Source organism: Mesotoga prima MesG1.Ag.4.2 (assembly GCF_000147715.2).
In the GTDB taxonomy this organism is placed as follows: Bacteria; Thermotogota; Thermotogae; order Petrotogales; family Kosmotogaceae; genus Mesotoga; species Mesotoga prima.
In genome coordinates this window covers 1,267,278-1,293,001 of record NC_017934.1, presented here as the reverse complement: position 1 = coordinate 1,293,001, position 25,724 = coordinate 1,267,278, and the positions used below count along the sequence as shown (strand labels likewise).

The 25,724-nt window shown below is 47.1% G+C and carries 17 protein-coding genes, 1 tRNA gene and 1 other RNA gene; 10 read left to right on the top strand and 9 right to left on the bottom strand.

Going from position 1 to position 25,724, the window contains the following annotated elements:
* Positions 1-487 precede the first annotated feature (487 nt).
* The 3 genes from THEBA_RS06175 to THEBA_RS06165 all read left to right on the top strand — a co-directional run bounded on the left by THEBA_RS06175 (position 488) and on the right by THEBA_RS06165 (position 3,624).
* The gene (locus THEBA_RS06175) at positions 488-2,413 is read left to right on the top strand and encodes a histidine kinase N-terminal 7TM domain-containing diguanylate cyclase (protein ID WP_148269996.1); all 1,926 of its coding nucleotides are present in this window, start codon (positions 488-490) and stop codon (positions 2,411-2,413) included.
* Positions 2,414-2,536: 123 nt separating this feature from the next.
* Positions 2,537-2,860, top strand: coding sequence for a hypothetical protein (locus tag THEBA_RS06170; RefSeq protein WP_158309302.1), 324 nt, complete (start codon positions 2,537-2,539; stop codon positions 2,858-2,860).
* Positions 2,861-2,874: 14 nt separating this feature from the next.
* Positions 2,875-3,624, top strand: a complete 750-nt coding sequence (locus THEBA_RS06165; RefSeq protein WP_014730901.1) for an alpha/beta hydrolase family protein — start codon at positions 2,875-2,877, stop codon at positions 3,622-3,624.
* Positions 3,625-3,631: 7 nt separating this feature from the next.
* Here the strand turns inward: THEBA_RS06165 and THEBA_RS06160 are convergent, their stop codons facing one another.
* The 3 genes from THEBA_RS06160 to THEBA_RS06150 all read right to left on the bottom strand — a co-directional run bounded on the left by THEBA_RS06160 (position 3,632) and on the right by THEBA_RS06150 (position 9,975).
* Positions 3,632-4,678 (bottom strand): hypothetical protein, encoded by a 1,047-nt coding sequence (locus THEBA_RS06160; RefSeq protein WP_014730900.1) that lies wholly within the window; start codon positions 4,676-4,678, stop codon positions 3,632-3,634.
* A 1,150-nt stretch (positions 4,679-5,828) separates the two neighbouring features.
* Positions 5,829-8,666, bottom strand: coding sequence for an excinuclease ABC subunit UvrA (uvrA, locus tag THEBA_RS06155; protein ID WP_014730899.1), 2,838 nt, complete (start codon positions 8,664-8,666; stop codon positions 5,829-5,831).
* Positions 8,659-9,975 carry a phosphohexomutase domain-containing protein gene (locus THEBA_RS06150; protein WP_014730898.1) on the bottom strand — a complete coding sequence of 439 codons (1,317 nt, stop codon included), beginning with the start codon at positions 9,973-9,975 and terminating at the stop codon, positions 8,659-8,661. The genes uvrA and THEBA_RS06150 overlap by 8 nt, the downstream gene beginning before the upstream one ends.
* Before the next feature lie 99 nt (positions 9,976-10,074).
* Here THEBA_RS06150 and THEBA_RS06145 point away from each other — a divergent pair.
* The 4 genes from THEBA_RS06145 to ssrA all read left to right on the top strand — a co-directional run bounded on the left by THEBA_RS06145 (position 10,075) and on the right by ssrA (position 13,132).
* Positions 10,075-10,165, top strand: a tRNA-Ser gene (locus THEBA_RS06145).
* A gap of 78 nt (positions 10,166-10,243) precedes the next feature.
* Positions 10,244-11,041, top strand: a complete 798-nt coding sequence (gene rsmA, locus THEBA_RS06140) for a 16S rRNA (adenine(1518)-N(6)/adenine(1519)-N(6))-dimethyltransferase RsmA (protein ID WP_014730897.1) — start codon at positions 10,244-10,246, stop codon at positions 11,039-11,041.
* 17 nt (positions 11,042-11,058) lie between these two features.
* Positions 11,059-12,768 (top strand): sigma-54 interaction domain-containing protein, encoded by a 1,710-nt coding sequence (locus THEBA_RS06135; protein WP_014730896.1) that lies wholly within the window; start codon positions 11,059-11,061, stop codon positions 12,766-12,768.
* A 13-nt stretch (positions 12,769-12,781) separates the two neighbouring features.
* Positions 12,782-13,132: a transfer-messenger RNA gene (gene ssrA, locus THEBA_RS14025) on the top strand.
* 1,138 nt (positions 13,133-14,270) lie between these two features.
* On the opposite strand, the gene rsgA is transcribed toward ssrA, so the two are convergent.
* A complete protein-coding gene (rsgA, locus tag THEBA_RS06125) occupies positions 14,271-15,164 on the bottom strand; it encodes a ribosome small subunit-dependent GTPase A (protein WP_014730894.1) in 894 nt (297 codons plus the stop codon).
* A gap of 540 nt (positions 15,165-15,704) precedes the next feature.
* On the opposite strand from rsgA, the gene THEBA_RS06120 reads away from it, so the two are divergent.
* A complete protein-coding gene (locus THEBA_RS06120; RefSeq protein WP_014730893.1) occupies positions 15,705-17,150 on the top strand; it encodes a radical SAM protein in 1,446 nt (481 codons plus the stop codon).
* Positions 17,151-17,166: 16 nt separating this feature from the next.
* Entirely contained in the window at positions 17,167-17,736 is a 570-nt protein-coding gene (locus THEBA_RS06115) for a TetR/AcrR family transcriptional regulator (protein ID WP_014730892.1), read from the top strand.
* 22 nt (positions 17,737-17,758) lie between these two features.
* Here THEBA_RS06115 and THEBA_RS06110 read toward each other — a convergent pair whose 3' ends face one another.
* From THEBA_RS06110 to THEBA_RS06090, 5 genes are all read right to left on the bottom strand, one after another.
* Complete coding sequence (locus tag THEBA_RS06110; RefSeq protein WP_014730891.1) at positions 17,759-18,604, bottom strand: MurR/RpiR family transcriptional regulator; 846 nt, start codon at positions 18,602-18,604, stop codon at positions 17,759-17,761.
* Complete coding sequence (locus THEBA_RS06105; protein WP_014730890.1) at positions 18,597-19,589, bottom strand: BMP family ABC transporter substrate-binding protein; 993 nt, start codon at positions 19,587-19,589, stop codon at positions 18,597-18,599. Before THEBA_RS06105 ends, THEBA_RS06110 begins: the two co-directional genes overlap by 8 nt.
* An 88-nt stretch (positions 19,590-19,677) precedes the next feature.
* Complete coding sequence (locus THEBA_RS06100; protein ID WP_014730889.1) at positions 19,678-20,754, bottom strand: hypothetical protein; 1,077 nt, start codon at positions 20,752-20,754, stop codon at positions 19,678-19,680.
* A 337-nt stretch (positions 20,755-21,091) separates the two neighbouring features.
* Positions 21,092-22,375 (bottom strand): IS110 family transposase, encoded by a 1,284-nt coding sequence (locus THEBA_RS06095; RefSeq protein ID WP_014730872.1) that lies wholly within the window; start codon positions 22,373-22,375, stop codon positions 21,092-21,094.
* Between the two features lie 1,222 nt (positions 22,376-23,597).
* Positions 23,598-24,026, bottom strand: coding sequence for a C-GCAxxG-C-C family protein (locus THEBA_RS06090; protein WP_014730887.1), 429 nt, complete (start codon positions 24,024-24,026; stop codon positions 23,598-23,600).
* A 108-nt stretch (positions 24,027-24,134) separates the two neighbouring features.
* Here THEBA_RS06090 and THEBA_RS06085 point away from each other — a divergent pair, with 108 nt between their 5' ends.
* Positions 24,135-25,298, top strand: a complete 1,164-nt coding sequence (locus tag THEBA_RS06085; RefSeq protein WP_014730886.1) for an amidohydrolase — start codon at positions 24,135-24,137, stop codon at positions 25,296-25,298.
* The last annotated feature ends 426 nt before the right edge of the window (positions 25,299-25,724 follow it).

The window sequence follows — 25,724 nt, the reverse complement described above, 5'->3', positions numbered from 1 at the left end:
CAGGTTTTTTATTCGGAGAACGGAGAACCGTTCATCGGCGAACCGGTTTCACTTCGCTCTTTCCTACCCCCTACCTGCTAACCCCAACCACGCTCTTCTGGTCCTCCTTGTGTCCGCTGATATTCCTCGGCGCATTGCGTCTCGCTCTTGTCGCGGATGACGGAGTACCGTTAACGGTGAGTCCCGAGTCGTGCCCAGATTCTGACCGGGAGCATTGTCAGATGACGGAAAGCAAGAAAAGAATATCATCGCTTAGTGGTCTTTTACGGGATCTCATCCCATTTGCTCTTATCTGAGGACGGAGAACCGTTGACGGTTGACCTGAGAATGCCTTATTCGAAGCGCCTGACTTGTGTTGTTCTCTTCTCATAGAACGTTGCTCCGTTTACAGCCAAGTCCTATCACCCATTGATGATTTTCTTTTCTTTGTGAAGTCCTGGCAAAACGTTTATAATCTGACTATCAGGAGATTTTCGGGGTGTGAGATTTGAATATTTACGCGATTTTGATGTTCTTTCCAGTGGCTGTTAGTTTTTTTATGGTGTTCCTTTGTTTCAGGCAGAGAAGTCGTTTGGAAGCCAGGACTCTTGGCCTAGTAATGCTTTCTATAGCGTGGTGGTCGCTTTTCTATGCTCTGGAGTTGTTTTCTGATGATCTTGAAAGTATGAGGCTTTTGAACAAGATTTCTTATCCAGGAATTGTGTCCGTTTCGGTCTTTTACTTTCTTTTCTCCATGGCACTTGTAGACAAAAGAGATTGGTTTGACTGGAAGAAGATTGTGATGCTATTTATCGTACCGATTGCTGTTTTGTTTGCGGTGTGGACAAATGAACAGCACTGGCTATTTTACTCCGTTAGTGAGCTCGATCAAACTTCGGCTTTCCCCCTGCAAAAACTGGTTCACGGTCCGCTCTTCTGGGTTGCAATGTCGTACAATTATTTGCTGCTTTTATCGGGGATCGCTGCTGTCTTCAGGAAGTATCTCCGTTCGACGGGTCTATATAAGGGTCAGTTGAGGACTGTTCTACTGGGAACGGTATTCCCCATATTGGTCAACATAAACTACTTGTTTGACTTCGTCGATATAGGATATTTGGATTTGACCCCATTCGCTTTCACATTTGCCGGAGTATTTGCCGCTGCAGGAGTTTTCAGATATAGGTTGTTCGACATACGTCCCGTAGCCAGGGAGACTGTAATAGAAAGGCTTCCAGACGGGATAGTCATTCTTGATGATGGTGGAAGAATAGTTGATTTGAATCCGATGGCTTGCAAAATGCTGGGCATTGATGCCTCAGATGCCATTGGAAACTCAGTCCAGGAGGTCTTCAGCGATATCGAGTCTCTTGCAAGCTTCTTCACTTCTGGCTCCGAAAGGAGAGAGTTGAACGCGCGAGAGAGAGTCATAGAGATAAAGCAGAGTCCAATCTACAGCAACAAGGGCAAGATCAGAGGGCATATTGCGTTGTTGACAGATATAACCGAAAGAAAAGAGGTCGAAGATGCGCTGCGCCAAAGTGAAGAGAGGCTCGCACTTGCAGTGAAAGGCGGAAAGATAGGTCTCTGGGACTTGAAAATGAAGAAAGGCGAGTTTTCGATAAACGATCGATACTATCAGATCATGGGCTACCCGGCAGGCGGGTCTGTCATTACCTTTCAACAATGGAAGGAATTAGTACACCCTGAGGACCTTCTTCCCTGCCTTGAGGAAATGGATAATTGCTACGAAGGTCAGACTGACTACTTCGACATTGAATACAGGATGCTTTCGAAGGGCGGAGAATGGATCTGGGTTCATGATCGTGGCGAAGCGGCCGAAAGAGATGAGGATGGAAGGGCGACCAGGATTCTCGGAACTCACATCGACATTTCTCCTACGAAGCAAATTGAAGAAGCCCTTCGCGAGAGTCAGATGATGTACAAGAAGCTGGCCACTACGGATATGCTAACCGGGGTAATGAACAGGTATTCGCTAACCGAGCTTCTCAAATTGGAAACGGAAAGGTCTAGAAGATATTCCGCTCCACTCTCGCTGATAATGTTCGATCTTGACAACCTGAAGACCGTAAACGATAATTTTGGCCATCTTGCCGGTGACGATGCGCTGAAGGTGACATGTTCGTTCGTTCAGTCAAATATCAGGAGCTGTGACGATATCGGCAGGTGGGGAGGCGATGAGTTCTTGATTGTCGCAACGAACACCGATCTCGAAGGCGCAGTTAAGATGGCCGAAAAGCTCAGATCGGGGCTCAGTTCTATTGATAAAAAAGAATATGGACCTTTGACCATTAGCATTGGTGTTACGACGCTTCTGGAAAATGAAAGCGATTTTGACGGTTTGCTTCGAAGAGCGGATGAGGCACTATATGAATCAAAGAGGAGTGGAAAGAACAGAGTTACGTCTGTGATTTGACGATTAGAATGGAGATGTCTGAAGTGGTTTCGAACCTGAAAGCAGTAATAATCGAAAAGTTGATTTTGCTTTTCCAGCTAAGGGCAGGTCTTGATACTTCCGCTTCCGGATGCAGATACCTTTATGAAAGACTTCATGGCGATTTCAGAAGAGCAGATTGGCTTCATCGTGAATTATGTCGAGAAAGGTGGTCTACTCGTTGTTGTTCTTGCAAGAAAAGAGATCAATCACCCATCTATAGAGAGTTACAAGCTGCTCTTTGAGAAACTTCGCTGGGCGGTCAAACTTGAGAACGGCGGAAGGTCGGTATCTGGGACGAGCACAGGAAACCTTGAAATCGAGAACGGCGGCGGAGTCGTAATACTCAGTTGGGACGAAGCGACTGGAAAGTCTGCAATAGATGAAGAAACAATGGGCTTTATTGAGTTCAAATTGGGCCTGAGATAAAGCGAGGGATTGATATGTCAAAACTGGAGAGCTTCACATTTGGGGAGGATGGAAAGAGGATATTTGGGATCTGCGAGTATCCAAGATCCGGAGATAGCTTCCCCACAGTAATGATGTTCCACGGATTCACGGGAGAACACATCGTTTCCACATTCAAATTTCCCCGTCTCTCGAGAAGACTCGTCGAGAAGGGAATAGCGACTGTGAGGTTTGATTTCAGGGGTTCCGGAGACAGCGAGGGGGAATTCTGCGAGATGTCGCCTTTGACTGAGCTTCGCGACGCAGAGGAAGTCTATTCCTTTGTCAGATCGAGAAGCTGGTGTTCGGGAAAGGTCGCCATTGTCGGGTACAGCCTGGGTGGTATGGTTGCTTCGCTTTTTGCCGGGAGACATCCCGAGATTAGTTCACTGGTTCTGTGGTCGCCTGTAATAATGAATCAGGAGTTCTTCAACCGCGAGGATTACTCTTTCAAAGATGGCGAGGAGTATAAGGACGTTCTGGGGCTGAAGCTCGGATCGATCTTCTTCGAAGACGGTCGCAGTGTCGATGCTTCGGAGGAACTCAGAAACTATGAAGGAGATCTTCTGATTGTCCATGGTTCCGACGATGAATCGGTGCCATATCTTCCCGTAAAGAGGTATGCAAATGCGAGACGGTTGATGATACATACTGTAGAGGGAGCCAATCACAAGTATCAGAGGATAGACTGGATTGAGGAACTCTTTTCAGTTTCAACGGATTTCTTTGAAAGAACATTGCTGTAGCGGGCGATCAATCGCCCGCTCCTTCCATAATTCCTTTTCTGACTTCTTCTAGAGCACTGTCGATAAGCCTTTCTTCGGAAGTGAAAGTCAGCTCTTTTTCATGGATTTCTGGAATCACTAGACCTTGCCTGCACAACGCCGCAAGGACCTCAATGACCTCATGGCGATGTACTCCGCTCGAAAAGGCAATTTCATCGATACATTGCCTTGACCGCATGACAATTTTAAGAATACGAAGCGAATTCTGGTCAGAGAGCTCACTAATAACACCTGCAGCGCTCCTTTTCTCATAAGAAAGACTCCGCTTCCTAACTCTATCCACTCCAATGAGTGATATGACTGAGTTTTTCTCAGGAACTTCAACGGTGATCACTGAGCCTCCAAGAAACGCCGAAACGTGGAGCCTGATCATCTTGTCTGAGAGAGAAGAAGGTTCAATATCCAGTAGAAAGGGTAAGAACCAGCCTTCAAATCTCTCGGTGTTCTTAAGGAGAATCTCTTCTCCATAGTTGACAAGATTCTCCAGTTCAACCATTGAAGCTATCTCCTTCTCGGCAAAACGGAGCAGTTCAAGAAAGGATTCATGTGTCTTGGCCTGATCCATTAGCATTTGAAACGCTTCATATCTGTCAGAAGATAAGAGCCAGGGAATTGACGAAACATATTCAAGAGCGCCCTTTTCATTTTCCTCTAAAGATTTTAAAAAAACATCATTCTTCTTTTCAAGCGGCATGAAATCGTTGCTAAGAAACATCGAAAGAAGCCTTTCGGGAGATATCCTTTCTATCATCTTCAGTAGACCTGACGGAGTAGGGGAACCTTCGAGGAAGAAGTAAGGGATAATCTTCAAACCAAAGAAGGCCTCCCAGCTGAAAAGTCTTGCGAGTGATGTTAGAGTCTCCTCCGTGAGAGAAAGCCTTGCCTTGAAAACCCAGTCAGAGAGGGCTTCTAGGGACTCTCCGTCGTTTGGAGTCAGCTTTTCATGGTTATTCAATCTGAACAAAGATAGAAGGAGCTCAGCTCCCCTTCCCTTGTCGAGGACAAAATTCACCATTAAACCCCCCATAAAAATCTTTGATTATCCAGTGCGATGCCAACATTTGCTGTTAAACAACAACTGACCTACGAGAGATCTCCCAAATCGATCTTACACTACAAAAGGAGCGGTCACACAAAAGCGGGCAAATGGCTAGGAGCTCTTGCCCGCAGGGAGCCTCATCTATTTGTACACTGGACAATGAAGATATTCTATTCGGCTGGATAATGGGAGCCGGATGAATCGAGAGCTTCAAGTCCGGTTCTGAGAGAGCTGGGGCTGAAATCCCCCTGGGCTACTCACCGTGTGCCATAGCAGCAGATGCCGGTTTGCTGTTGAATGGTTCACCGTTCTCAGAAGAAAAAACCTGTTCTTCCAGAGCATGGATCTATTCTTCGTTCTTGGTCAAGGACCCGTCCTTGGATAACATCAACACCAAGATCCCGAAACAAGTTCGGGATGACAGTGTGTGGGACCTTTGAGAAGACTAGACGGCATGAAAGCATTGTTGATTCTGAAAGCGTAATAATTTGTCATGCTGAACTTGTTTCAGCATCCTTGTTCTAGAATGAGATAACCGAGAAAGAGCGTATTCGAGAGTTCGCCTCGCTCACGAGAAGACGAGAGCGAAAAATAGGGACTGACTGGTTCCTATTGTCTGTCCCATTTTTCGCGCATACCTAAGAACCGCTGTACGCTCAAGAACGAAGACCCGCTGGTCGCTGTGAAAAACCGTACTTCTCGTCGCAAGTCATGAACCCGTCCTTGGATAAGATCAACACCAAGATCCCGAAACAAGTTCGGGATGACAATGAGAGGGACTTCCAAAAGCCGCTGACGGGATAACTTCCTCAGTTGCACTGAAACCTGAATTGATTGCCGGTTATGTTCACCAGACGCCATACCCTGTAATCGATACCCTGCCCTTCGCGTCATGAACTTGTTTCAGCATCCCGATCTAAGAGCCGCTGGAAGCTCAAGAACGAAGACCCGCTGAGCGCTGAAGGCTTTGAAGAGCTGAGAAAGAGCATTGTCGAGAATTCACTTTGCTTACGAGAAGCCAGACTGGCCAGGCGGGGCCTGACTGGCCTGCGTCAGCAGACTGGCTTCGAAATCGCTTGTTCCCTAAAGTAGCATCACACCTAGGCCGATAGTTCCCGATGTGGAACTAGAACGCTTCAAGCTGTGAGAGTTGTTTCTTGAGATAATATCCGGTATGACTGTGGCTATATTCGGCCACTTCTTCGGGGGTTCCGGAAATCACGACTTCTCCGCCGTTTGCACCGCCTTCGGGTCCCAAATCTATTATGTAATCGGCGTTTTTGACGACGTCCATGTTGTGTTCGACGACCACGACCGTATTGCCCTTTTCTACGAGGCGTTTCAAGACCTGTACGAGTTTAGCCACATCGTCGAAATGCAGGCCGGTTGTCGGCTCATCGAGAATGTAGAAGGTTCTGCCCGTAGAGGTCTTCTTCAGCTCCGAGGCCAGTTTTATTCTCTGAGCCTCTCCCCCCGAAAGCGTTGTAGCGGGCTGACCCAGTCGTATGTATCCAAGTCCGACGTCATTCAGAAGTCCGAGGATTCTCTTTAGTGTAGGTATTCTTTCAAAGAAAGTCAAGGCTTCTTCGACTGTCATGTTTAGAATGTCGGAAATAGTCTTTCCACGGTAGCGTATCTCGAGAGTCTCTTTATTGTATCGCCTGCCTTTGCAGACATCGCACTCGACGTAGACATCGGGAAGGAACTGCATCTCTATCTTTATAAGCCCATGCCCTTGACAGGCCTCGCATCTTCCGCCTTTGACGTTGAAGGAAAAACGCCCTTTGTCGTAGCCCCTTGCTCTTGCTTCCTGAGTCTTGGCGAAGAGATCCCTTACGTGATCGAAGAGCCCCGTGTATGTTGCAGGATTGGATCTCGGCGTTCTGCCTATTGGGTTCTGGTCGATAACTATTACGTTGTCGATCTCCTCCCAGCCTATGAGCTCTGCCAGCTTTTCGGAGGAGGAATTGGATGCACCCAGTGCAACTTTGAGTGAAGGGTACACCGTGTCCATGACTAGAGAGCTCTTGCCACTTCCAGATACACCGGTTACCGTTATGAATTTGCCGAGCGGAAATGAAACGTCAATATGCTTAAGATTGTTCTTCTCCGCGCCCTTTACAGTGAGAAACTTTCCATTTGAGTTGTTCGCCGATTCGAATCTAGGAACGGATAGGTCGCCATTTAGATACTTTCCCGTAAGAGATCCTTCTGGCGGGTTATCGAGAAGCGCCTGAGTTGTCCCCTGATAAACGATCTCTCCTCCGTGAACTCCTGCTCCCGGTCCCACATCCACGATGTAGTCGGAGCTTCTTATGACCTCTTCGTCGTGTTCGACAACTATTACGGTGTTTCCCAGATCCCTGAGGTTCTTCAGTGTCTTTATCAACCTGTCATTGTCTCTTGAATGTAGCCCTATGGTTGGCTCATCGAGCACATAGGTAACCCCCGTAAGGCCGGAACCGATCTGTGTCGCAAGTCTTATTCTTTGGGATTCCCCTCCTGAAAGCGTCATGGCGTATCTGGACAGGGTGATGTAGTCGAGTCCCACATCCACCAGAAACTTGAGCCGCTTCTCTATCTCACTCAGGAGTTCTCCGACTATTTCCCGCTGAAAATCCGTGAAATAAATACCTGTCATGAAGTCGTAGATTTCCTGGATTGTGAGATCGGATATCTGAGCGATATTCAAACCGCCAAGAGTAACTGCAAGCGCCTCGGGTCTCAAACGTTGACCGTTACACTGCGTACAGATCTGTTGAACCATGAAATTGCTTTCCATCCAGAAGCGCATGTCTTCCGACTGTGTTTCGTTATATCTCCTCCTTAGATTGTTGATTATGCCTTCGTAGGGCCTCTTAAGCTCGTAAGTGAGCCGATCGGACTTGTATTTCATAGAAATGTCGCTGTCCGTTCCAAAAAGGATGGCATTCTTCACATCGTCTCGAAGATCTTTGAAGGGTTTGGCGGGGTCGTCGCCTAGCGATTCTATTACTTTTACGATCATCTTTAGGGTAAATGTGTCCCTGTTGCTTGACATCGTCTTTATGGCGCCCTTCAAAACGCTCAGGCTTTCGTCTACAAGTAGATCTTTTGAGAATTCCATGGTATAACCAAGGCCATGACACTTTGGACAGGCCCCGAAAGGGTTGTTGAATGAAAAGATCTTCGGCGAAATTTCGGGAAGGCTTATCCCACAGTCGGGACAGGCAAAATTCTCACTGAAGATCTTTCTCTCTTCGGAATCGACCAGACCGACTTCGACGAAGCCATCCCCTTCATGCAAAGCCATCTCGATGCTGTCTGCAAGACGTGAAGCGTTATCGGCGTCTGCCCTCAGTCTATCTACCACTAGGTTTATCGTGTGTCTTTTGTTCTTGTCAAGTTTGAGGTCTTCGTCGAGATCGTATGTTTCTCCATCAATCTCGATCCTTACAAAGCCCTTCTTTCTGAGAGCTTCAAGTTCCTTCTTGAACTCGCCCTTCTTACCATTGGCAACAGGGGCGTAGATGGCGATTCGATCTTCCGCACCGTATTCCTTCAGAACTCCTTCTACGATTTCATCGAGACTCTGTTTCTGAACTACGCGGCCACACGACGGACAATGTGGAATACCCACTCTGGCGAACAAAACTCTCAGGTAGTCGTGTATCTCCGTAACGGTTCCTACCGTCGATCTCGGGTTATGGCTAACGGTCTTCTGCTCTATGGCAATTGCCGGAGAAAGCCCCTCGATATTTTCTACATCGGGTTTCTTCATCTCCCCCAGAAACTGTCTAGCGTAAGTGGAAAGAGATTCGAGATATCGCCTCTGACCTTCTGCGTAAATTGTGTCGAGTGCCAGCGAGGACTTTCCCGATCCGGACAGGCCGGTAATAATAGTCAAGGAATTCTTGGGGATTGCGACATTGACATTTTTCAGATTGTGTACCCTGGCGCCTTTCACATATATATACCTATCCATTACTACACTCCTGCACTAACTCGACCAGCTCCTGACAGATCTCCTCGACCAACAGCTGCTCGGCTCCTTCAACCATGACTCTAATGTACGGCTCCGTGCCTGACGGCCTGAGAACGATTCGAAGATCATCTTTCTGCTTCAGTTCTTCGAGTCTATTTTTAAGATTCATGTCTTCCATGACCAGCTTCTTGTTTGATACGGGAACGTTCTTCAACAACTGTGGGTAGACGGGGAAAGAAGCGGCAAACTCTTCGAGGCTTTCGCCAAGCTCTTCGAGTGAGTTCAATGTTTCAAGTGAAGTGATGAGACCATCGCCGGTAGTACTCCTGTCGAGGAAGATGATATGACCAGATTGCTCTCCTCCAAGGACTCCGCCTGTCTGCAGCATTCTTTCGAGAACGTATTTGTCGCCAACCTTTGTTCTGTCCAGCGAGATGTTCTTTGAGGTGAGATACTTCTCGAAGCCGAGGTTTGACATTACAGTTGCAACGACCCTATTGCCCTTCAACCTTCCCTGGTTCACAAGCTTTCTCGAATTGAGCGCCATCAACATATCGCCGTCTATCAACTTGGAGCCCGGAAGAACGAATAGACATCTGTCTGCATCTCCATCGAAAAGAACCCCGATCTGTCCTTTCTTTAATGAATCGCCTAGGAAGTTCGGAAATAGCGATCCGCAGTTATCGTTGATGTTAATCCCGTTCGGTTCGATTCCTCGAAGCTCCGCACCTATACCTAGGCTTTCGTATACCATAGATATGACGGTCGAAATCGCTCCGTTGGCACCGTCGACAACGATCCCGTCAGAAGGGAGTCTCTCATTCCTGTAAAGACCCAGAACATACTCGATATACTCATCTCTATAGTGATCTTTATAACTAATCTTGCCGACTCCAGAATAAAATGTATAGTGAAATGGGGTGTCGATTATGAGGTTTTCTATCTCCACTTCGTCTTCGTCGGATATCTTCATTCCCTTGGCGAGAACCTTGATTCCGTTGTAAACAGCGGGATTATGGGAAGCAGAAATAACAGCTCCCAACGTCGCCTCCTTGTTCGTGATATACGCTAATGCTGGAGTAGGAATTACGCCTGCGAACTCGACGTTCATCCCGGCGGAGGCGGCTCCTGCGGCCATTGCGCTTTCTAGAAGATCACAGGAGCTCCTCGTGTCTTTTGCTATGATAAACCTGCTATACTTTCCCGTGTAGTATCTGCCAATGGCATTGCCAAGCTTCATTGCAAGTTCGGGTGTGAGCTCTTCGTTGATAACGCCCCTTATCCCGTCGGTTCCGAATAGCTTCTTCATTAAGACACCCCCAAATATAAACATTTCTATACCTAGCATTTAGTTTACCACAGAATCTCGTTGACAACTCAAACTGCGAACTATATAATTGTGACTGTTGGAGAGATGGCCGAGCGGTCGAAGGCGTACGCCTGGAGAGCGTATGACGAGCACAACTCGTCCGTGGGTTCAAATCCCACTCTCTCCGCCAGAAAACCACCCGTCTTTCCGACGGGTTTTTTTGCTTAGATAGGAGAGTTACGGAGATCCTATCTGAAACGGAGGAGCAATGGGAGAGAAATCGATAAACATAAGGCTAAACAAGGCGCTGGGGCAGAACTTCCTGAAGTCAGACAGAGTCTCTCGCAGGATTGTCGAATCAGTGGAACTGAATCCGTCGACGACTATAGTCGAAATAGGCGTAGGATCCGGTTCGCTCACTTCTATCCTGTTAGAGAAAGGCTACAGAGTTATCGGGTTTGAAATAGACACAAGGTTCTCCGAAGGCAACCGAAGGCTGGAGGGCGAACGGTGCGAGCTTCGTTACGAGGACTTTCTCAAGGCCGATCTATCTACTTTGCCCGACTCCGTCACGTATGTTGCCAACATTCCTTATTACATTACCTCTCCCATTATCGAGAGAATAATGTTCGATGGGCCATCATTTGACAGGGCTGTGCTAATGGTTCAGAAGGAGTATGCGGATAGATTGACCGCAACACCCCGTACGAAGGAATACGGTATACTGACGGTGAATGTTAATACTTTTTCCGAAGTGAGAGAGCTTTTTCAGGTTTCGAGAAAGGAGTTCATTCCGCAGCCAGAAGTGGACTCGATGGTGATTGAGCTGTCACTGCTTGAGAACCCTCCGATAGGAGAAGCCAGAAGGGATCAGTACAGGAAATTTGTCAGGCATTGTTTCTCTCAGAGACGGAAGAAGCTGAAGAACAATCTGAAAAGCATCGTGGACTTACCAGAGGAATTGCTCGGGTCAATGGCTATAGGAGTCGATGTCAGGGCAGAAGAACTAAGCGTAGATGATTTCGTAAGCTTGTTCAAGAACATATATCCTGAAGGTGGTGTGTGACCGAAAGAGGTCAAGCAATGGAGAGAGAGCTTTTCGAAAGGATTCTGAATTCGCTGATAGAGGGAATAATAGTTGTCGATTCAGACGAGACGATAGCCTTCATAAACGACGAGGCCCTCGAAATTCTAGGAGTGAATGGAGAGGAAGCGACCGGTGCTCCCGTAAGAGAAACCATACCCAACACTAGGTTGCACATCGTTCTGAAGAGTGGTGAGCCGGAGCTCAACAGAATTCAGTATCTCAAGGAAAAGACGATAGTAACTTCAAGATTCCCCATCGTCAACTCACAAGGTGAAGTCCATGCTGCAATGGCTGTATTCCGCGACATAACAAATGTCGAAAAGATGGCCGAGGAAGTCATTAACCATAAGGAGATGGAGGGTCTATTGACGTCCATCATAGATGCAACATACGATGCAATTTCGGTGGCCGATGAAAAGGGAAAGATCGTTCTCGTAAACAGGGCCTACACCAGAATAACAGGAATGAGTCCCGATTTCGTCATTGGAAAAATGGCCACAGTTGACATTGCGGAAGGTTCCTCTCTTCATCTGGAAGTTGTGAGAACGAGGAAGCCGATATACAACGCAAGGCTGAAAGTCGGTCCGAACAGAAAGGAAGTGCTGGTCAACGTCACTCCCCTTTTCGTGAAGGGTGAGTTTAAGGGAAGCGTGGGTGTCGTTCATGACATCTCCGAGATAGAGAGACTCGCGAGGGAACTGGAGGACACGAAGCGCCTCCTTCGATACATGAAGGCAAAGTATACTTTTGACGATATCGCCGGTTCGTCTAAGCTGATGCAGGTAGCGATTGATCAGGCGAGAAAGGTTTCAAAGACAAGGGCAACAGTACTGCTGAACGGTCAGAGCGGAACTGGAAAAGAACTCTTCGCGCACGCAATTCACAATTCCAGTGATAGACGAGAAGAAAGCTTCATAAGTGTTAACTGCGCTGCCCTGCCGGAAAACCTCCTCGAATCGGAGCTCTTCGGATATGTCGAAGGTGCTTTCACAGGAGCCCGGAGAGGGGGAAAGAAGGGTCTTCTTCAAGAGGCAAACGGAGGAACCGTATTTCTCGATGAAGTTGCTAAGATGAGTCTCTCTGTTCAGTCAAAATTTCTGAAGTTCCTTCAAGATAGGGAGATAAAGCCGGTTGGTGGAAATCAGACCTACAAACTCGATGTCAGAGTAATTGCGGCGACCAACGTGAGTCTTGAGAAACTCGTCGCGTCCGGTGAATTCCTTCCCGACCTATACTATCGTCTGAATGTTGTGCCAATCGTAATTCCTCCGCTCAAAGAGAGGCCAGAGGATATTCCCGAGATAGCGAGGGTAGTGATGATGAGGTTAAATCAGGAGTACGGAAGGATGGTTACAGAAATCGATCCTGCAGTTCTGCGCATGTTTGAGAAACACGACTGGCCCGGAAACGTAAGAGAACTTGAAAACGTCATCGGAAGGGCAATGATAAGTATGGAACTAGAAGAAAAAACTATACGGCTTTCTCATATAAAGGGAATTCTTGAGAAACCGGATAAGAGAGAGAAGCTACCCGAGGGAAGTCTATCGACCCTTCTGGATGACTACGAAAAAGAGATAATAAAAGACTCTCTTCAAAGAAACGATTGGAACAAGACGAAGACTTCGAACGAACTTGGGATAAGCATAAGGAGTCTATACTACAAGTTGGAAAAACACGGTATCACTGACACTCAGGAAAACCGATGATATAATTATTAATGGGGGCGAAACGGTTTCGACGGGGTCAATGAACTTGTAGGAGCGAGCCGAGGTCCCGGAGCCGCGTTAAAAAACCGGAAAAGCAGAAATGCCAATAACGAATTTGCACTTGCTGCTTAATAATTAATAAGTAGCCGTCCGAATAGCTTTTTGGTCTGGTGGGCTATGAAGGGCGTCAGAAAATCAGACCTTGCCCGTGAATATGCTCCGTATTCCCGGGGACACTTAGGAGCTTGGACAGTCGGACTCTGCCTGTGAAGTCTTGACTGTTGACGACGATCACAGGATGCGCTCGGAGAGCCTGCAGGGAATTTGGTTTCGGACGCGAGTTCGACTCTCGCCGCCTCCACCATTCACTCAGAGCTACCTGCACTGAAGCTGTGAAGCGAGGAAGCAATACTTAGTATTTTTAATGTAAAGACCCGGCATTAGCCGGGTCTTGTTTTTCTAAACGCCACGCGGTATGAAAACACCATGTCATTCCGAAAACGCCATATTTCGTATCTGAACTTGTGTCAACATCCTGCTCCTAAGAACCGCCGCACGCTTAAAATCCAAGACCCGCTGAACGCTGAAGCCTTTAAAAAGCCGAGAAAGAGCGCATCCGAGAATTCGCATTGCTCACGAGAAAACGAGAGCAGAAAAAGGGGCTGACCGGGTCCTATGGTCTCATTTTTCGCGCCCTCTGGCCGCTGAAAGATCAAACGATCCCGAAACAAGTTCGGGATGACCCTAAAAAGAGGCCCCAAAGAGGTTAGTAATGGCTCTTTCCAGCTTTGAGCGGGTCTTGGATGCTAGATCCCGTGCAGATCCCATGAACAGAATCTTTTCAGGGCAGGCTCTACGGGATGACAATCTAAGATGATTGTGCAGTTCTCTTGTAGGGGCGAACGGCCGTTCGCCCGAAAAAGGTCCTGGTTGGAATCTCTGCCTTTTACGCGAAAAACAGGACAGACAAGAGGAGAATTGTCAGTCCCTATTTTCGCTCAGTCATACATATGACGAAAACCTAGATCCCGTATAGAAGCACTACGGGATGACAAGGAGGATGGATTTTGGGCACAAATCAGCCAGGCTGCTGACGCAGGCCAGTCACCTTCGGTGGCCAGTCTTTCCGTCGCAAAGGCCAGTTCCGCTACGCCAGCCTAAAAAATATGCGGAGGACGGTGGACCGTTGACTGACAACGTTGTCTTCACAGCGTTGAGCGGTTTTTCGTTCTTAAGCGTGAAGCGCTTCTTTGGCGCGAGGTCCCGTGCAAGACCCCAAACAGGAGCCCTGAACAAGAGCATTTCAGGGCAGGCTCATTGGGGCAGGGTTCAGGGCAGGCTCATCAAGGCAGGCTCTACGAATGACATTGTGAGGGCTCAAGGATGCTTCTTTTGGGAGAGCAAAGCGAGTAACTTCCTAAAGCCTCTGCCGAGATGACAAGCTGACCGCTGTTTACGATATTACAAAGAACCAAAGAAAAGCCCGCGGAGAACCGCGAGGCTCAAACTTCTGTCTTCATTCTCAAGTAGTTTTGCAGTCTTCTCTCGTCGAGAATTCCGTTGGCCACGGCCTGCCGAACCGCGCATCCCGGCTCGACGGTGTGGGTGCAGTTTCTGAACCTGCACTTTGCGGAAAGTTCCACTATATCCTCAAATGCTTCGTCAAGTCCTTCCGTTCCACTTATTGCAAACTCTCTCATTCCGGGAACATCTATGATTCTCCCTTCATCAGGGAGGAGATGCACCTGAGAGGAAGTGGTTGTATGCTTTCCCTTGTGTGTGGAATCGCTTACTTCGCCCGTTCTAACGTTTGAATTGCAAATTGCGTTTACTAGAGAGGATTTTCCGACGCCGGAACTTCCGGCCAAAACCGAAGACCTCCCCTGAAGAGCCGACTTGACCTCTTCTATCCCTAAATTTGAGACGGTACTGGTGAGAAAGACTCTGTACCCTAGGTCACGATATTTCTGGATATCCGCCTTCGTTTCTTCAGATAGGCCCAGGTCGGCTTTGTTAAAGACAATCGTCACGTCAAGATCCGACCCTCTCGCTGCAGTAATGTACCTTTCTATCAAGTTCTTGTGGTAAGGAGGATCCTTTATCGCCACGACAATAAGAACCTGATCAACGTTTGCGGCGATAACCTGATGGAGATGTCTACCTTTTTTGCCTGCCCCTTTCCTGACAAGACATTTGTCACGGGGAAGAACCTCGGTAATTATTCCCTGGTCCTTATGAAGCCTTTCGAAAAGCACCCTGTCGCCAACGGCAACAACGTTCTTCTCTGTTCTTTCCTTTTGAAGAAGCTTTCCTCTGAGAAGACAGCGGAAGAATTCGCCTGACTCTGATCTTACTTCTATCATGCCTTTTTGAACATTAGTTACCTCACCAATCATGATTAACCTCCAATTATTCGAGACTGTTTAAAGAAAGAAAAAACCACGGGTTCTTACCGCCGTGGTTGAATAATCGGAAGAAATCGCGTTTCAGCAATTAGATTCCAAAAGAAGCGCGGTGTAAGAACCCATGGGGTTAAGGAAACAATCAAAGCTATCTGCCATATACACCACCTCCTTTATGGAAGCATCAATTATATAACATGATGTGCCTATTGTGACGCCCTTTTGAATGGGTTTAATTATGATGATTTACGGCGGTATTTCCAGGGCTGATTCAAATTGTCTTGATGTTTTTTGATATTGAAAGCCTCACCTCAGTAAAAGTCTTTTGGGGGTAAGAAGTCGCGATTATATCTCAATCTAAATGAATTCTTTTATAGAACGCAGAATTGCTATCCATCATCCTTTCGGCGAGGAGAATAGCTGCATGCTCGAGCCCAATGTTGCATAATCTTGTTGTAAATGACATATAGATGTAGTATTGAAGGACTAGTATTTTACCGACCGGTAAGTAAAAAACTATTGGGGGTGTTATTCATGGGTATTGTAGAAAGTATGAAAACTTCCATGCTAAGACAGGCAGGGAAGTATGTTGGTTCAGTCGTCAGGAATTCTTCTACTGAGAATATTGCAAGGTTATTTGGCACTGTTGCTGCTTTGACGAAAGAACCGACAAAGAGCGGTCTAAAGAAACTGACGCAGATGGCCAAGGAAGAGCATCCAATGATCGTGTCCTGGCAAAATGTTTTCAAGAGATCTAGCCCTAAGGCAGTAGAAAAGGCTATGACGAACTTGGTTGTTAACGAATTTGCTCTCGGAGAGAAGATTCGTCAGGAAAAGATGCTTGAGCATGAGGTCGTCATTCCCAAGCTGGTTGTTATAAGCCCGACCTACGCCTGCAATTTGAACTGCGTGGGTTGCTATGCCGGTCTCTACGGAAGAAAGTATCAGCTTTCGAAGGAAGAGGTCAGTTCAATTATCAGACAGTCAAACGAGCTGGGCATTTACTTCTTCATAATTACCGGCGGAGAGCCTTTTGTATGGCCGCATCTTCTCGAAATTTTTGAAGAGTTCAACGATTCTTACTTCCAGGTCTACACCAATGGTACTCTTATCACGAAGGAAGTCGCCCAGAAACTCGCCGAACTAGGTAATGCGACGTTTGCCGTCTCGGTAGAAGGCTTTGAAGGCGAAACCGACTGGAGACGTGGCCGCGGTGTCTTCCAGAAGGTCAGGCAGGCCTGGACAAATCTGCGTGAAGCAGGAGTAATTTACGGTACCTCTGTTACTGCGACCAGGCTGAACCACGAGGTAATGATGAAGGACGAGTTCTGGCAGTTCCTGAAGGACGAGGGTGTTTCTTACGCCTGGGTCTTCCAGTTCATGCCTGTTGGTATGAATCCCTCCATGGATCTTGTTCCTACTCCGGAGCAGAGATACGAGAGATTCTACAAGACCGAGCAAGAGAGGCTCGGTGGTGATTTCGCATTCGTTGCTGACTTCTGGAATCATGGATTCCTTACGAATGGTTGTCTGGCCGCCGGCGCGAAGTACCTTCACGTCAATGCAAAGGGTTACGTAGAACCATGTGTATTCCAGCAGTTTGCCGTTGATAGCATCAGGGAGAAGAGTCTTCTCGAAGTTATCAAGTCACCGTTCTTTACCGCGTACAAGAGAATGGTGCCCTACAGCAACAATCTTTTCAGACCCTGTCCAATCATTGACAACCCGAAGGTCCTAAGGGCAATGGTCAACAAGTTCCACGCCATTCCTCAGCATGATGGAAGCGAGAACGTTGTTACGGAGCTTGCCGGTCAGCTTGACGAACTCGCCGAAGGCTGGAAGAAGTACGCAGACAAGCTATACTACGAGGAAGGTTTTGCCGAAACCCATCCCGCGCACAGGGGCGTGTACGATTTTGATGTTAGAATGAGAAAGTACGCCAACAACGAAGAAAAGCTTGCTATAGACAAAAAACCTTGAGGGGATGGTGGATCCGGTGCGAGCAAAGTTATCTTCTAGAGAGAGGATTATAAGAGCCGCCCGGAAGGCCTTTGCGGAGAGAGGTCACGACGGCGTCAGCATGTCTGAGATTGCGCAGATGGCTGGAGTGAAAAAGGCACTTATTTACTACTACTTTCCGAGCAAAGAAGATCTTTTTTACGAAGTTTGGCAATACTCTATTGACGAGCTCGAAGATCATGTCTTTTCCGAAACAAGCGACGAGAACGTTTATGTCTCAAAGCTCAAGAGGATTCTGAGATCGTACATAGATTTCATAACGAGCAAAAATGAGATCAAGAAAATCATGGATCAGGAACGTGCGAACCTTAGCAGGGAAGACAACGAGTCCTGGAAGAGAGTGAGAGACAGATACGAAGCCTTGAAAGAGAAGTTGTCGTCGGCCATAAATGATGCAAAGGCTGCTCAGGAAATTTCGAAGGACGTCGATCCAGATAGCGCAGCAGACCTGATACTGAATGGTTTCAGTATAACGGAAGACCCTGACGGGCTAGAAAGCATAAGAGAAATAATCTGGAGGGGCCTGTTTAGCAACTCCGGAGAGTAATTAAGAAAGAAGAGAGAGGGAGTCAGTCCCTCTCTTTTTTTGTGCCTCTTCGCTTGAAGTCGAGAACTTCTCTGAACTTCGAATACTTTTCCTCGAAGTTCTTGCCTGAAATCTGAAGAAACTTCAGGTAAAGCACGTCCAGGATCATCAGCTGCACTACACGAGTTATAAGACCACCCTCCGGGAAGATCAGCTTAGAGTAATAGCTTTCGAGATTCACGTTCGAATAAGTGCTCAGCCTTGATCCCACCGGTGTTATCGTGATTACCGAAGCTCCCGTCTTCTCGGAAAACTTCAGCGCGTCTAACAAGTCTATCGAAGTTCCAGTGCTGGATATAGCAACAACGACAGAATCATCTTTCAAATTGTATGCAGATATCATCTGTTCGTATCCGTTCTCGATGAGCTTGACCCTTTTGCCGCTTTGCAGCATCTTCAGGTAGAGATCGTGTCCCGCTACTGCATCGAAACCGAACGCGTAGATGTCTATATTTTCGCTCTCGACCAGAAGCTCTGCCGCCTTCTTTAAGTCGTCTTCGCTAAGACGGGAATAGGCTTCACGAATTGTTGAGGATACTAGGTCCTCGTAGGCGTCCAGGTCCTCGATCAGAATAGTTGACTTTTCCCGCTGCACAAGCACGTTAAGCTCGCTGGCGACAGCTAATTTCAGCTGCGAATAGCCTGTGAAACCCATTTTTTGTGAAGCCTTCACGACCATTGATGGAGACACATTCAACCTTGAGGCAAGATCGTTCACTGAAAGCTCCAGCGCCGCTTCTGGATTTGTCATGATGAAGCCTGCTATCTTCTCTTCCGTCTGAGTGAATAGTCCTAAGGCTTCATTGTAGGACTGTATAAGGCTACTCATTATTGATCTTTGGCAGTCCTTCCGCCTTTATTTTTTCGAACCATTCGGCAAGTTGGGCACGAATGTCATCCGGAACATTTCTCACGAAATTTGGATCATCGTGAGTATAATCGATCATTCCTTCTGCTATTCCAACCCTCTTGGAAGTACCGAAGGGGAGTGTGCCGGCTTTGGCATCTGCGATAGTATTCTTCACCAAAACGTCTATGTGCTTCAGGAAACTCCCAAGAATAACGGAGGGGTTCATAGAGATCATGTTAGAGTCGACCGTGATCACATATTTGCCTCTGACCGAGGCCTCTTCAATGACTCCTATACCACTGCCACCGGCAATGGAGAGGATAACGTCTGCTCCGGCATCGAACTGCTTCGCAGCGAGTTCGCTCCCTCTAGCTGGATCCGACCAGCTACCAACAACACCGAAAAACACTCGAATCGAAGGATCAACCGTCTTTACGCCATTCTCGAAAGAGGGTCTCATGACATTGGTCATCGCGGGGTAAGTGTCCCCTGCGATCAACCCCACCACTTTCTCTTCATTTGCTCCTGGCAAACTGCTTGAAGTTATCAGTGCTGCGAAGATTCCGGCAAGAAAGGTCATTTCGTCGTCTTTGAAAGCCACAGAATAAGTGTTTGGAAGAGGGTTCTCGATAATCCCGTCCAGTAACGCGAACTTCTGGTTTGGGAACATTTCGGCGACTTTATTTACGCTTGCCGGCATACCTTCGGTGAAGGTCATGAGAAGATCGTACCTACCCAATGCCGCAAGGCTGATAAGCATTTGCTCCCACTTTGACTGGTTGTATCCACCTTCGACGATCTTTATCTCTATCTCCTCGGAGGCCATTTCAAGCGCGCCCTTTTGTACAAGTTCGTAAATGGCGTTTCCACCAATCTCTCCCGTGATAAGAATCCCTACACTGAACTTCGATGCGGCAAATGTAACCGCCAATAGCAGGGAAAAAAGAAGTATTGCTCTTCGCATCTCTTCACGCTCCTCTAGCTTCATTCGTTTCGATTATAGTTCTTTCGAAGGAAATTCTCAAGGGCGCGAACTGTATTCTTGATTTGGATTACATTGTAGGTGAAGAATCAGGTGTAGGCCTCTTCATGACATAACCATCGTACTGATTGATGTTTTGATCGAGAAGTTTTACCATTTCCGTGGAGTTGATAAGCCAGTTCAGGGAGAAGTCCTCGACGAGTTTTGCTACACGGAATTGAATCTCTTCAAGGTCCTCGCCCGCCATGTATGAGTGATAGGCATACGACCACACGTGAGGCGTCTTCGGACTGGAAGCTTCAATCTTTTCTAAATCAGCCTCAGCCATCGAAGAGTAAACATTTACGTAATCACCAGGAGAATCGACCTGCCAGCCATCTTCTGTCCAGGTGAAGAATCTCTTGAATACCGAAAGCTCGGTCTCTTCCTGAGCCTTTATCATATGATCGTCAACGACTATCAGTTCTACAATCCCATCGCAGTCGAGATCGACAATATTCTCTGCGCGAGTGGGGTCGAGCGCTACGGTCAAGGAGTAGACCTCTGAGTCGACTACAGTAATGTAGTATCCACCCAAAGGAGTCGAGTAATCGTCTGTGAGGAACCTGAAGATCGTGGTCTTCTGTCCTGGGAAGGGAACATCACTAACAATAACCGGCGACATGATCGTTTTTCCTGCCAGGGTATCTACAACGACACCCTCTTTGTAGAACTTTACCACATCCGGGATTCCCATTACCGGATCGCCAGCCTCAAACTCAAATGCGATTCCTCCAGGCAGAAGGCTGTCCGCGTAAGGCTCATATTTCCAGGTCAAGGTGCTTTCAGGTGATTCCGTTTCAGATTGCGTGGCCTGAGGTGTAATTGAAGGCATGGCTGGATCCTCGTGCGATACTGTGCTCACCGGAGTTGGGGGAATCGGTTGCGAAGGAGTCAGTTCGGCTGCGGGATCGTCTTCAAAGAAACCGTCAAGGGAAAAGAGGTCGTCGAAAGAATCCATGGCGAGAATCTCGCGCGCGACATCCTCGAAGTAAGTAGTTACGGTAGCATCAGCAGAGTCTGTAGAATCGTTGTTCCCCGCCAGACTTGAAATCGATATAAAGATAAATAACATCAAGAAAAAGAAATAAAAGTGATTCCTTCTCATACTGACCATTCTCCCACACCGTAATTATACGCTATTTCATTACGCATGAGCCCAGCTGACTCCGCTAACCGTGAACTGCCCGAGGAAGGTACTCACTTTTTTGCTAAGAGGGTTAGAAAGTCCCTCTCTTTGTCATTCCGTGTAGCCTGACCTGTAGTGCATCTGCTCAGGGTCATTCCGTTCAGACTGACCATAAATTCTTCACCTTGTCATCCCGTAGTGCTCCTGTACGGGATCTCGCGTAAAAGATCCGCTGTTCGCTAAAAAACGAAAACCCGCTAATCGCTGTAAGCGAAAAATAGGGACCTTATCATATTCATAAGGAAAAAACTACTACTCAGGTGACATTCAAGTTCTCGACCACATCCTTAGTGGCAGCTAAGGATGGATGAGCATCCTGGGAGTATTCAGGATTTGTGAAAGCCTCAGGAATTATTGTATTATTTTGTTGAGTGGTATTAATTCCTTTGGCATTGAGGAACAAGGTTTCATTGTATTCTTTCATCTTTGACAACATGGAGAATGCGATTTTGAGGATGATGTTCCCCAGTGCTCTGAGGGCATGACCGTAAGTCTTGCCCTCTTTTCTCTTTCTTTTGTAGTAGTTTCTTGCCCATCCACAAGTCTTCAGAGAAGCGAAAGCTGCGATGTGAATCATGTTTCTTAGGTCTTTGTCGCATTTCTTTCTCATCAGCATTATTGACTTTCTGCCACTTTGAAAGAGGAAGGGAATAGTTCCAGCGTATTTCTGCATCTCCTGGTAGCTTCTGAAATCATGTGTGAGATAGGCCTTTACTATGTATGAGCCTATTACAGCCTTCACACCTGGAATAGAAAGAATGATCCTGTATGGACTATTCTCTAGGGTCTCTCCCATCTCTCCCCTTAATCTTTCTTGTTCCTCTCTCAAGGTGAGAATTTGATTTGCCAGGAACATTATGAGATTACCCTCACATGATGTATCGCCCCAAGAGATCCCTTCGCTTCTTATCCTGTCAAGCTTCTTTCTCAAGATACTAGTCATTCTGTAGTTCTCTTTGTTCAGGATCTTCCTAAGCTCTTCGTTCGAAACTTTCTTAAATTCAGTTATCGTAGGGCAGATGCTAAGAATCCTCAAGGAGGTATTTGATCTGTACTGCTTATCCATAATGTGCAAGTATTCCGGGAAATACCTCAGTAGGACTGAATACAATCTGTTGCACTGTTGACTATGAATTTTGGATACAATGCTGTACATAGTCACCAGTTTAGTGATCTTTGCTCCGACTCCTGAATATCTTGCCTTGAGACAGTAAGAGGGATGTTCCTTGAAGGTAAGAGCAATCGCCTTGGCATCTAGACTATCGCTCTTTGCCCCGGAGCTAAAATGATACTTCCTGGCTTCTTTGGATCTACAAGGAGGTAAGACATACACCTCTCTCTTGTTAGTGAGAAGGTAGTCTCCTATCCTGTTGTTTGCTTCTTCGATCACGAAAACTGCCTCTGGATAATCGTTCAGCAGTCTTTCATAACCTTTAACAGAGTCTGGGATCTTGAAACTCTTATCAGCCTTGAGGTCATAGCAAGTATGGGAGTCAGCTGACCAGTCAATACCTACGATCATACCGCTTTGCTCTTTCATCTCACCAACACCTCGCAATAAATGGATTAGCAGTCTACGAGTACCGATTTCCCTGTTGTAGCGTTCCTGAGGATCTTTCCCCGGATGAACTTATCATTGAACCTGAAGTACTCCCAGGAAGAAAGCAAGTGCTGTCCCTACGTAGCTCTTCCTTCATAAGGAAGGCTGATAGACATGAAGTCTCTACCTTCTCCCTGACTGCCACCATCATTGTAGTTAAATCATTCCTTAGAATTCAAGTCATAGCTTATATATCTACAACTGACAATTCTCCTCTTGCCTGTCCCTTTTTTCGCTTCCAAGCCCAGATCCTGACCATGAGCATTGTCAGGATGACCGGCAGGGCCGTCATCCCGTAGTGCTCCTGTACGGGATCTCGCGTAAAAGATCCGCTGCACGCTTAAGAACGAAGACCCGCTGTATGCTGTAAAGACAACGTTGTCCGTCAACGGTCCCCAGTCTTCCAAATAAGCTCAGAAATTCGTCATATGCATGACTGAGCGAAAATAGTGACCTGTTCCTAAGGTCCCTTTTTTCGCGTCCTGTTTCGTAAGGCCCAAGCCCAGATCCTGACCATGAGCATTGTCAGGATGACAGGCAGGCCCGTCATCCCGTAGTGCTCCTGTACGGGATCTCGTGTAAAAGATCCGCTGTTCGCTTAAGAACGAAGACCCGCTGAACGCTGTGAAGACAAGGTTGTCCGTCAACGGTCCCCAGTCTTCCAAATAAGCTCAGGAATTCGTCATATGCATGACTGAGCGAAAATAGGGACTGACAATTCTCCACATATCCCATTTTTCGCGTCCTGCTTCGTAAGGCCCAAGCCCAGATCCTGACCAGAAGCATGTCAGAATGACGTGAAGAAGGAATACGACGCAAAGCATCAATGAAATGTTATCGTTTTTGGGACTCCCAAGCACTGTCATCCCGTAGTGCTTCTATACGAGATCTCGGTCCTCTAGACTCAAGAATCTGCTCTTAGTTCTTGTCGGTGGACGGTGGACCCATAACGGTTGACCTGAGAGGCCTCCTGCGAGGGGCAGGGATCCTGACCAGGAACATTGTCAGGATGACAGGCAGGGCCGTCATCCCGTAGTCTTTCTATACGGGATCTGGTTTTTAGCCCTCCTGCCGTAGGCAGCCTTGCGTCCACTGATGTTCTTCAGTGCCTTGCGTCCGCCGATGATCTTCGGCGCCTTGCGTCGAATGTTTTATGGAAGACTCACTTCGCTCTGTACGTAATCTCTCTCCTGTATTTTTGAATAATCTCTTCGAGAACCCGAGCCGCCATTCGTACAGTTGTTTCACATCCGATCACAGGATCACGATACTTGTCTCTTAGTACTGAGCATTCGAGATGACCGTATCTCTTCTCGAATTCGGCAATGAACTCCTCTGCTATTCGTTTCATTCTTTCTTGTTTTTCATAGATCTCGCTGTTGAAGAGGATTCCAAGTACTGCAAGTGAACCTGTGACGGCTCCGCAGATACTCTTGATTCTCATGCCTCCTCCGAAGGCGCCCATCGTGAAGAAGGCCTCCTGGGGCAGGTCAAGACCGTACTCATCGTTCGCTCCATATACCATTGCCTCTGCGCAGTTCCTCTCCGCATCGTTTCTCGAATACTGTTTTCCAACCGCATCCTCAAGCATATTTATTCCCTTCCTAAAGCCTTGTTAAAATCAAAGGCAGTCATAAGTTTCCGATACGTACCACTTCTGATACAATTATTGTATAACTTTCAATAAAGGAGGCCCTGTATGTCAATACTACTAAAGAACGGGACTATTTACCCCATCACTTCTGAGCCCTTCGTAGGGGATATTCTGATCAACAAGGGAAAGATCGAACGGATAGGACAAGGACTCGAAGAGTCTGAGGCTGAAATTATCGATGTTTCGGGCAAGTACGTATTTCCGGGATTCATTGATGCCCACTCACACATTGGTATTTACGAAGAGGGGGTTGGGGGCTACTATGGTGATGGCAACGAAGCCACAGATCCCCTTACTCCGGATGTCTCCGTTGTCGATGCGTTCAATCCCCAGGATACAGCAATAAAACGGGCATTGTCCGGAGGTGTTACTACAGTCATGGTAGTTCCAGGCAGTGCCAATCCAGTTGGAGGACAGGGTGCTATCTTCAAGTTCAAGAAAACCCTGATAGTTGATGACATGGTCGTTCGTTCCCCGGCGGGGCTGAAAATGGCAACCGGCGAGAACCCAAAGAGAGTCTACGGTGAGGGTTTCAAGAAAACTCCCTCCACGAGACTGGGAACGGCAGCTGTTATCCGTGGCTACTTCCAGAAAGTTAGAGCCTATATGGACAAGAAAAAGGCGGCCGAAAAAGAGGGAAAGCCTTTCACAGATTTTGACCCGAAACTAGAAGTCGGGGAAAAGGTACTGAGAAAAGAGATCCCTGCTAGAATTCACGCTCACAGACAGGACGATATTCTCACAGCAATCAGGCTCTCAAAGGAATTTGATTTCGATGTAGTGATCGAACACGCGACGGAAGGTTATAAGATTGTCGATTTTCTCAAAGAAAACAATGTGCCGGTAGTTCTCGGGCCAATCTTTGGATTCAGGACAAAGCTTGAGCTTAAGGATATGAGTTATGACGCTCCAAGGATCCTCAACGAAAAGGGCGTTCTCGCAGCCTTCATGTGCGATCACCCCGTTATTCCCCTTGAGAACACGAACGTGCAGCTTGGGGTAGCCTTACGGTACGGGTCAAAAGAGGAAGATCTTTTGAAGATGGTCACCATAAATGCCGCTAAGATCCTGAAGATCGACGAAAGAGTTGGATCGCTCGAAGTTGGAAAAGATGCCGATATTGCAATCTGGACAAAGCATCCATTCAATCTGGCAGCCAAGGCAGAGAGAGTTTTCATAGAAGGCGAGGAAGTTTACAGCGATCTTTGAGGCACACACTTCCAGAAGAAGATCAAGGAAAAATTGTATGTAATCAGGATCAGATAGATTCGAAAGTTCGCCGTACCGCGCTTTTTTGCTAGAGGTGATGGGGTTTCTCACCAACGGAAATTAGATGTTCCGATTCACACTTTTATTTGGATCCGAGAGAGAAAAGTATTATAATATTAATGCGGTCACCCGGAAGGGTTTCACGCACTAGGCCATAGAGCCTGCTCACGGCGAAAAGCCGTTGATGAAGACGTGGGAGTATTCCCACGCCTTCTTTATTTCTTCTCTTTAGTAATACTCAAATTATGGAGTCAATCAAAACGAACGAGATGATAGAGAAGTTCAGAAGAGCAGATTTTCAGGGTTTGGGAAAAACGGAACGTTCTCATCATGGATAATTTGCATAAAGAGCTTGTTCAGTGAAGT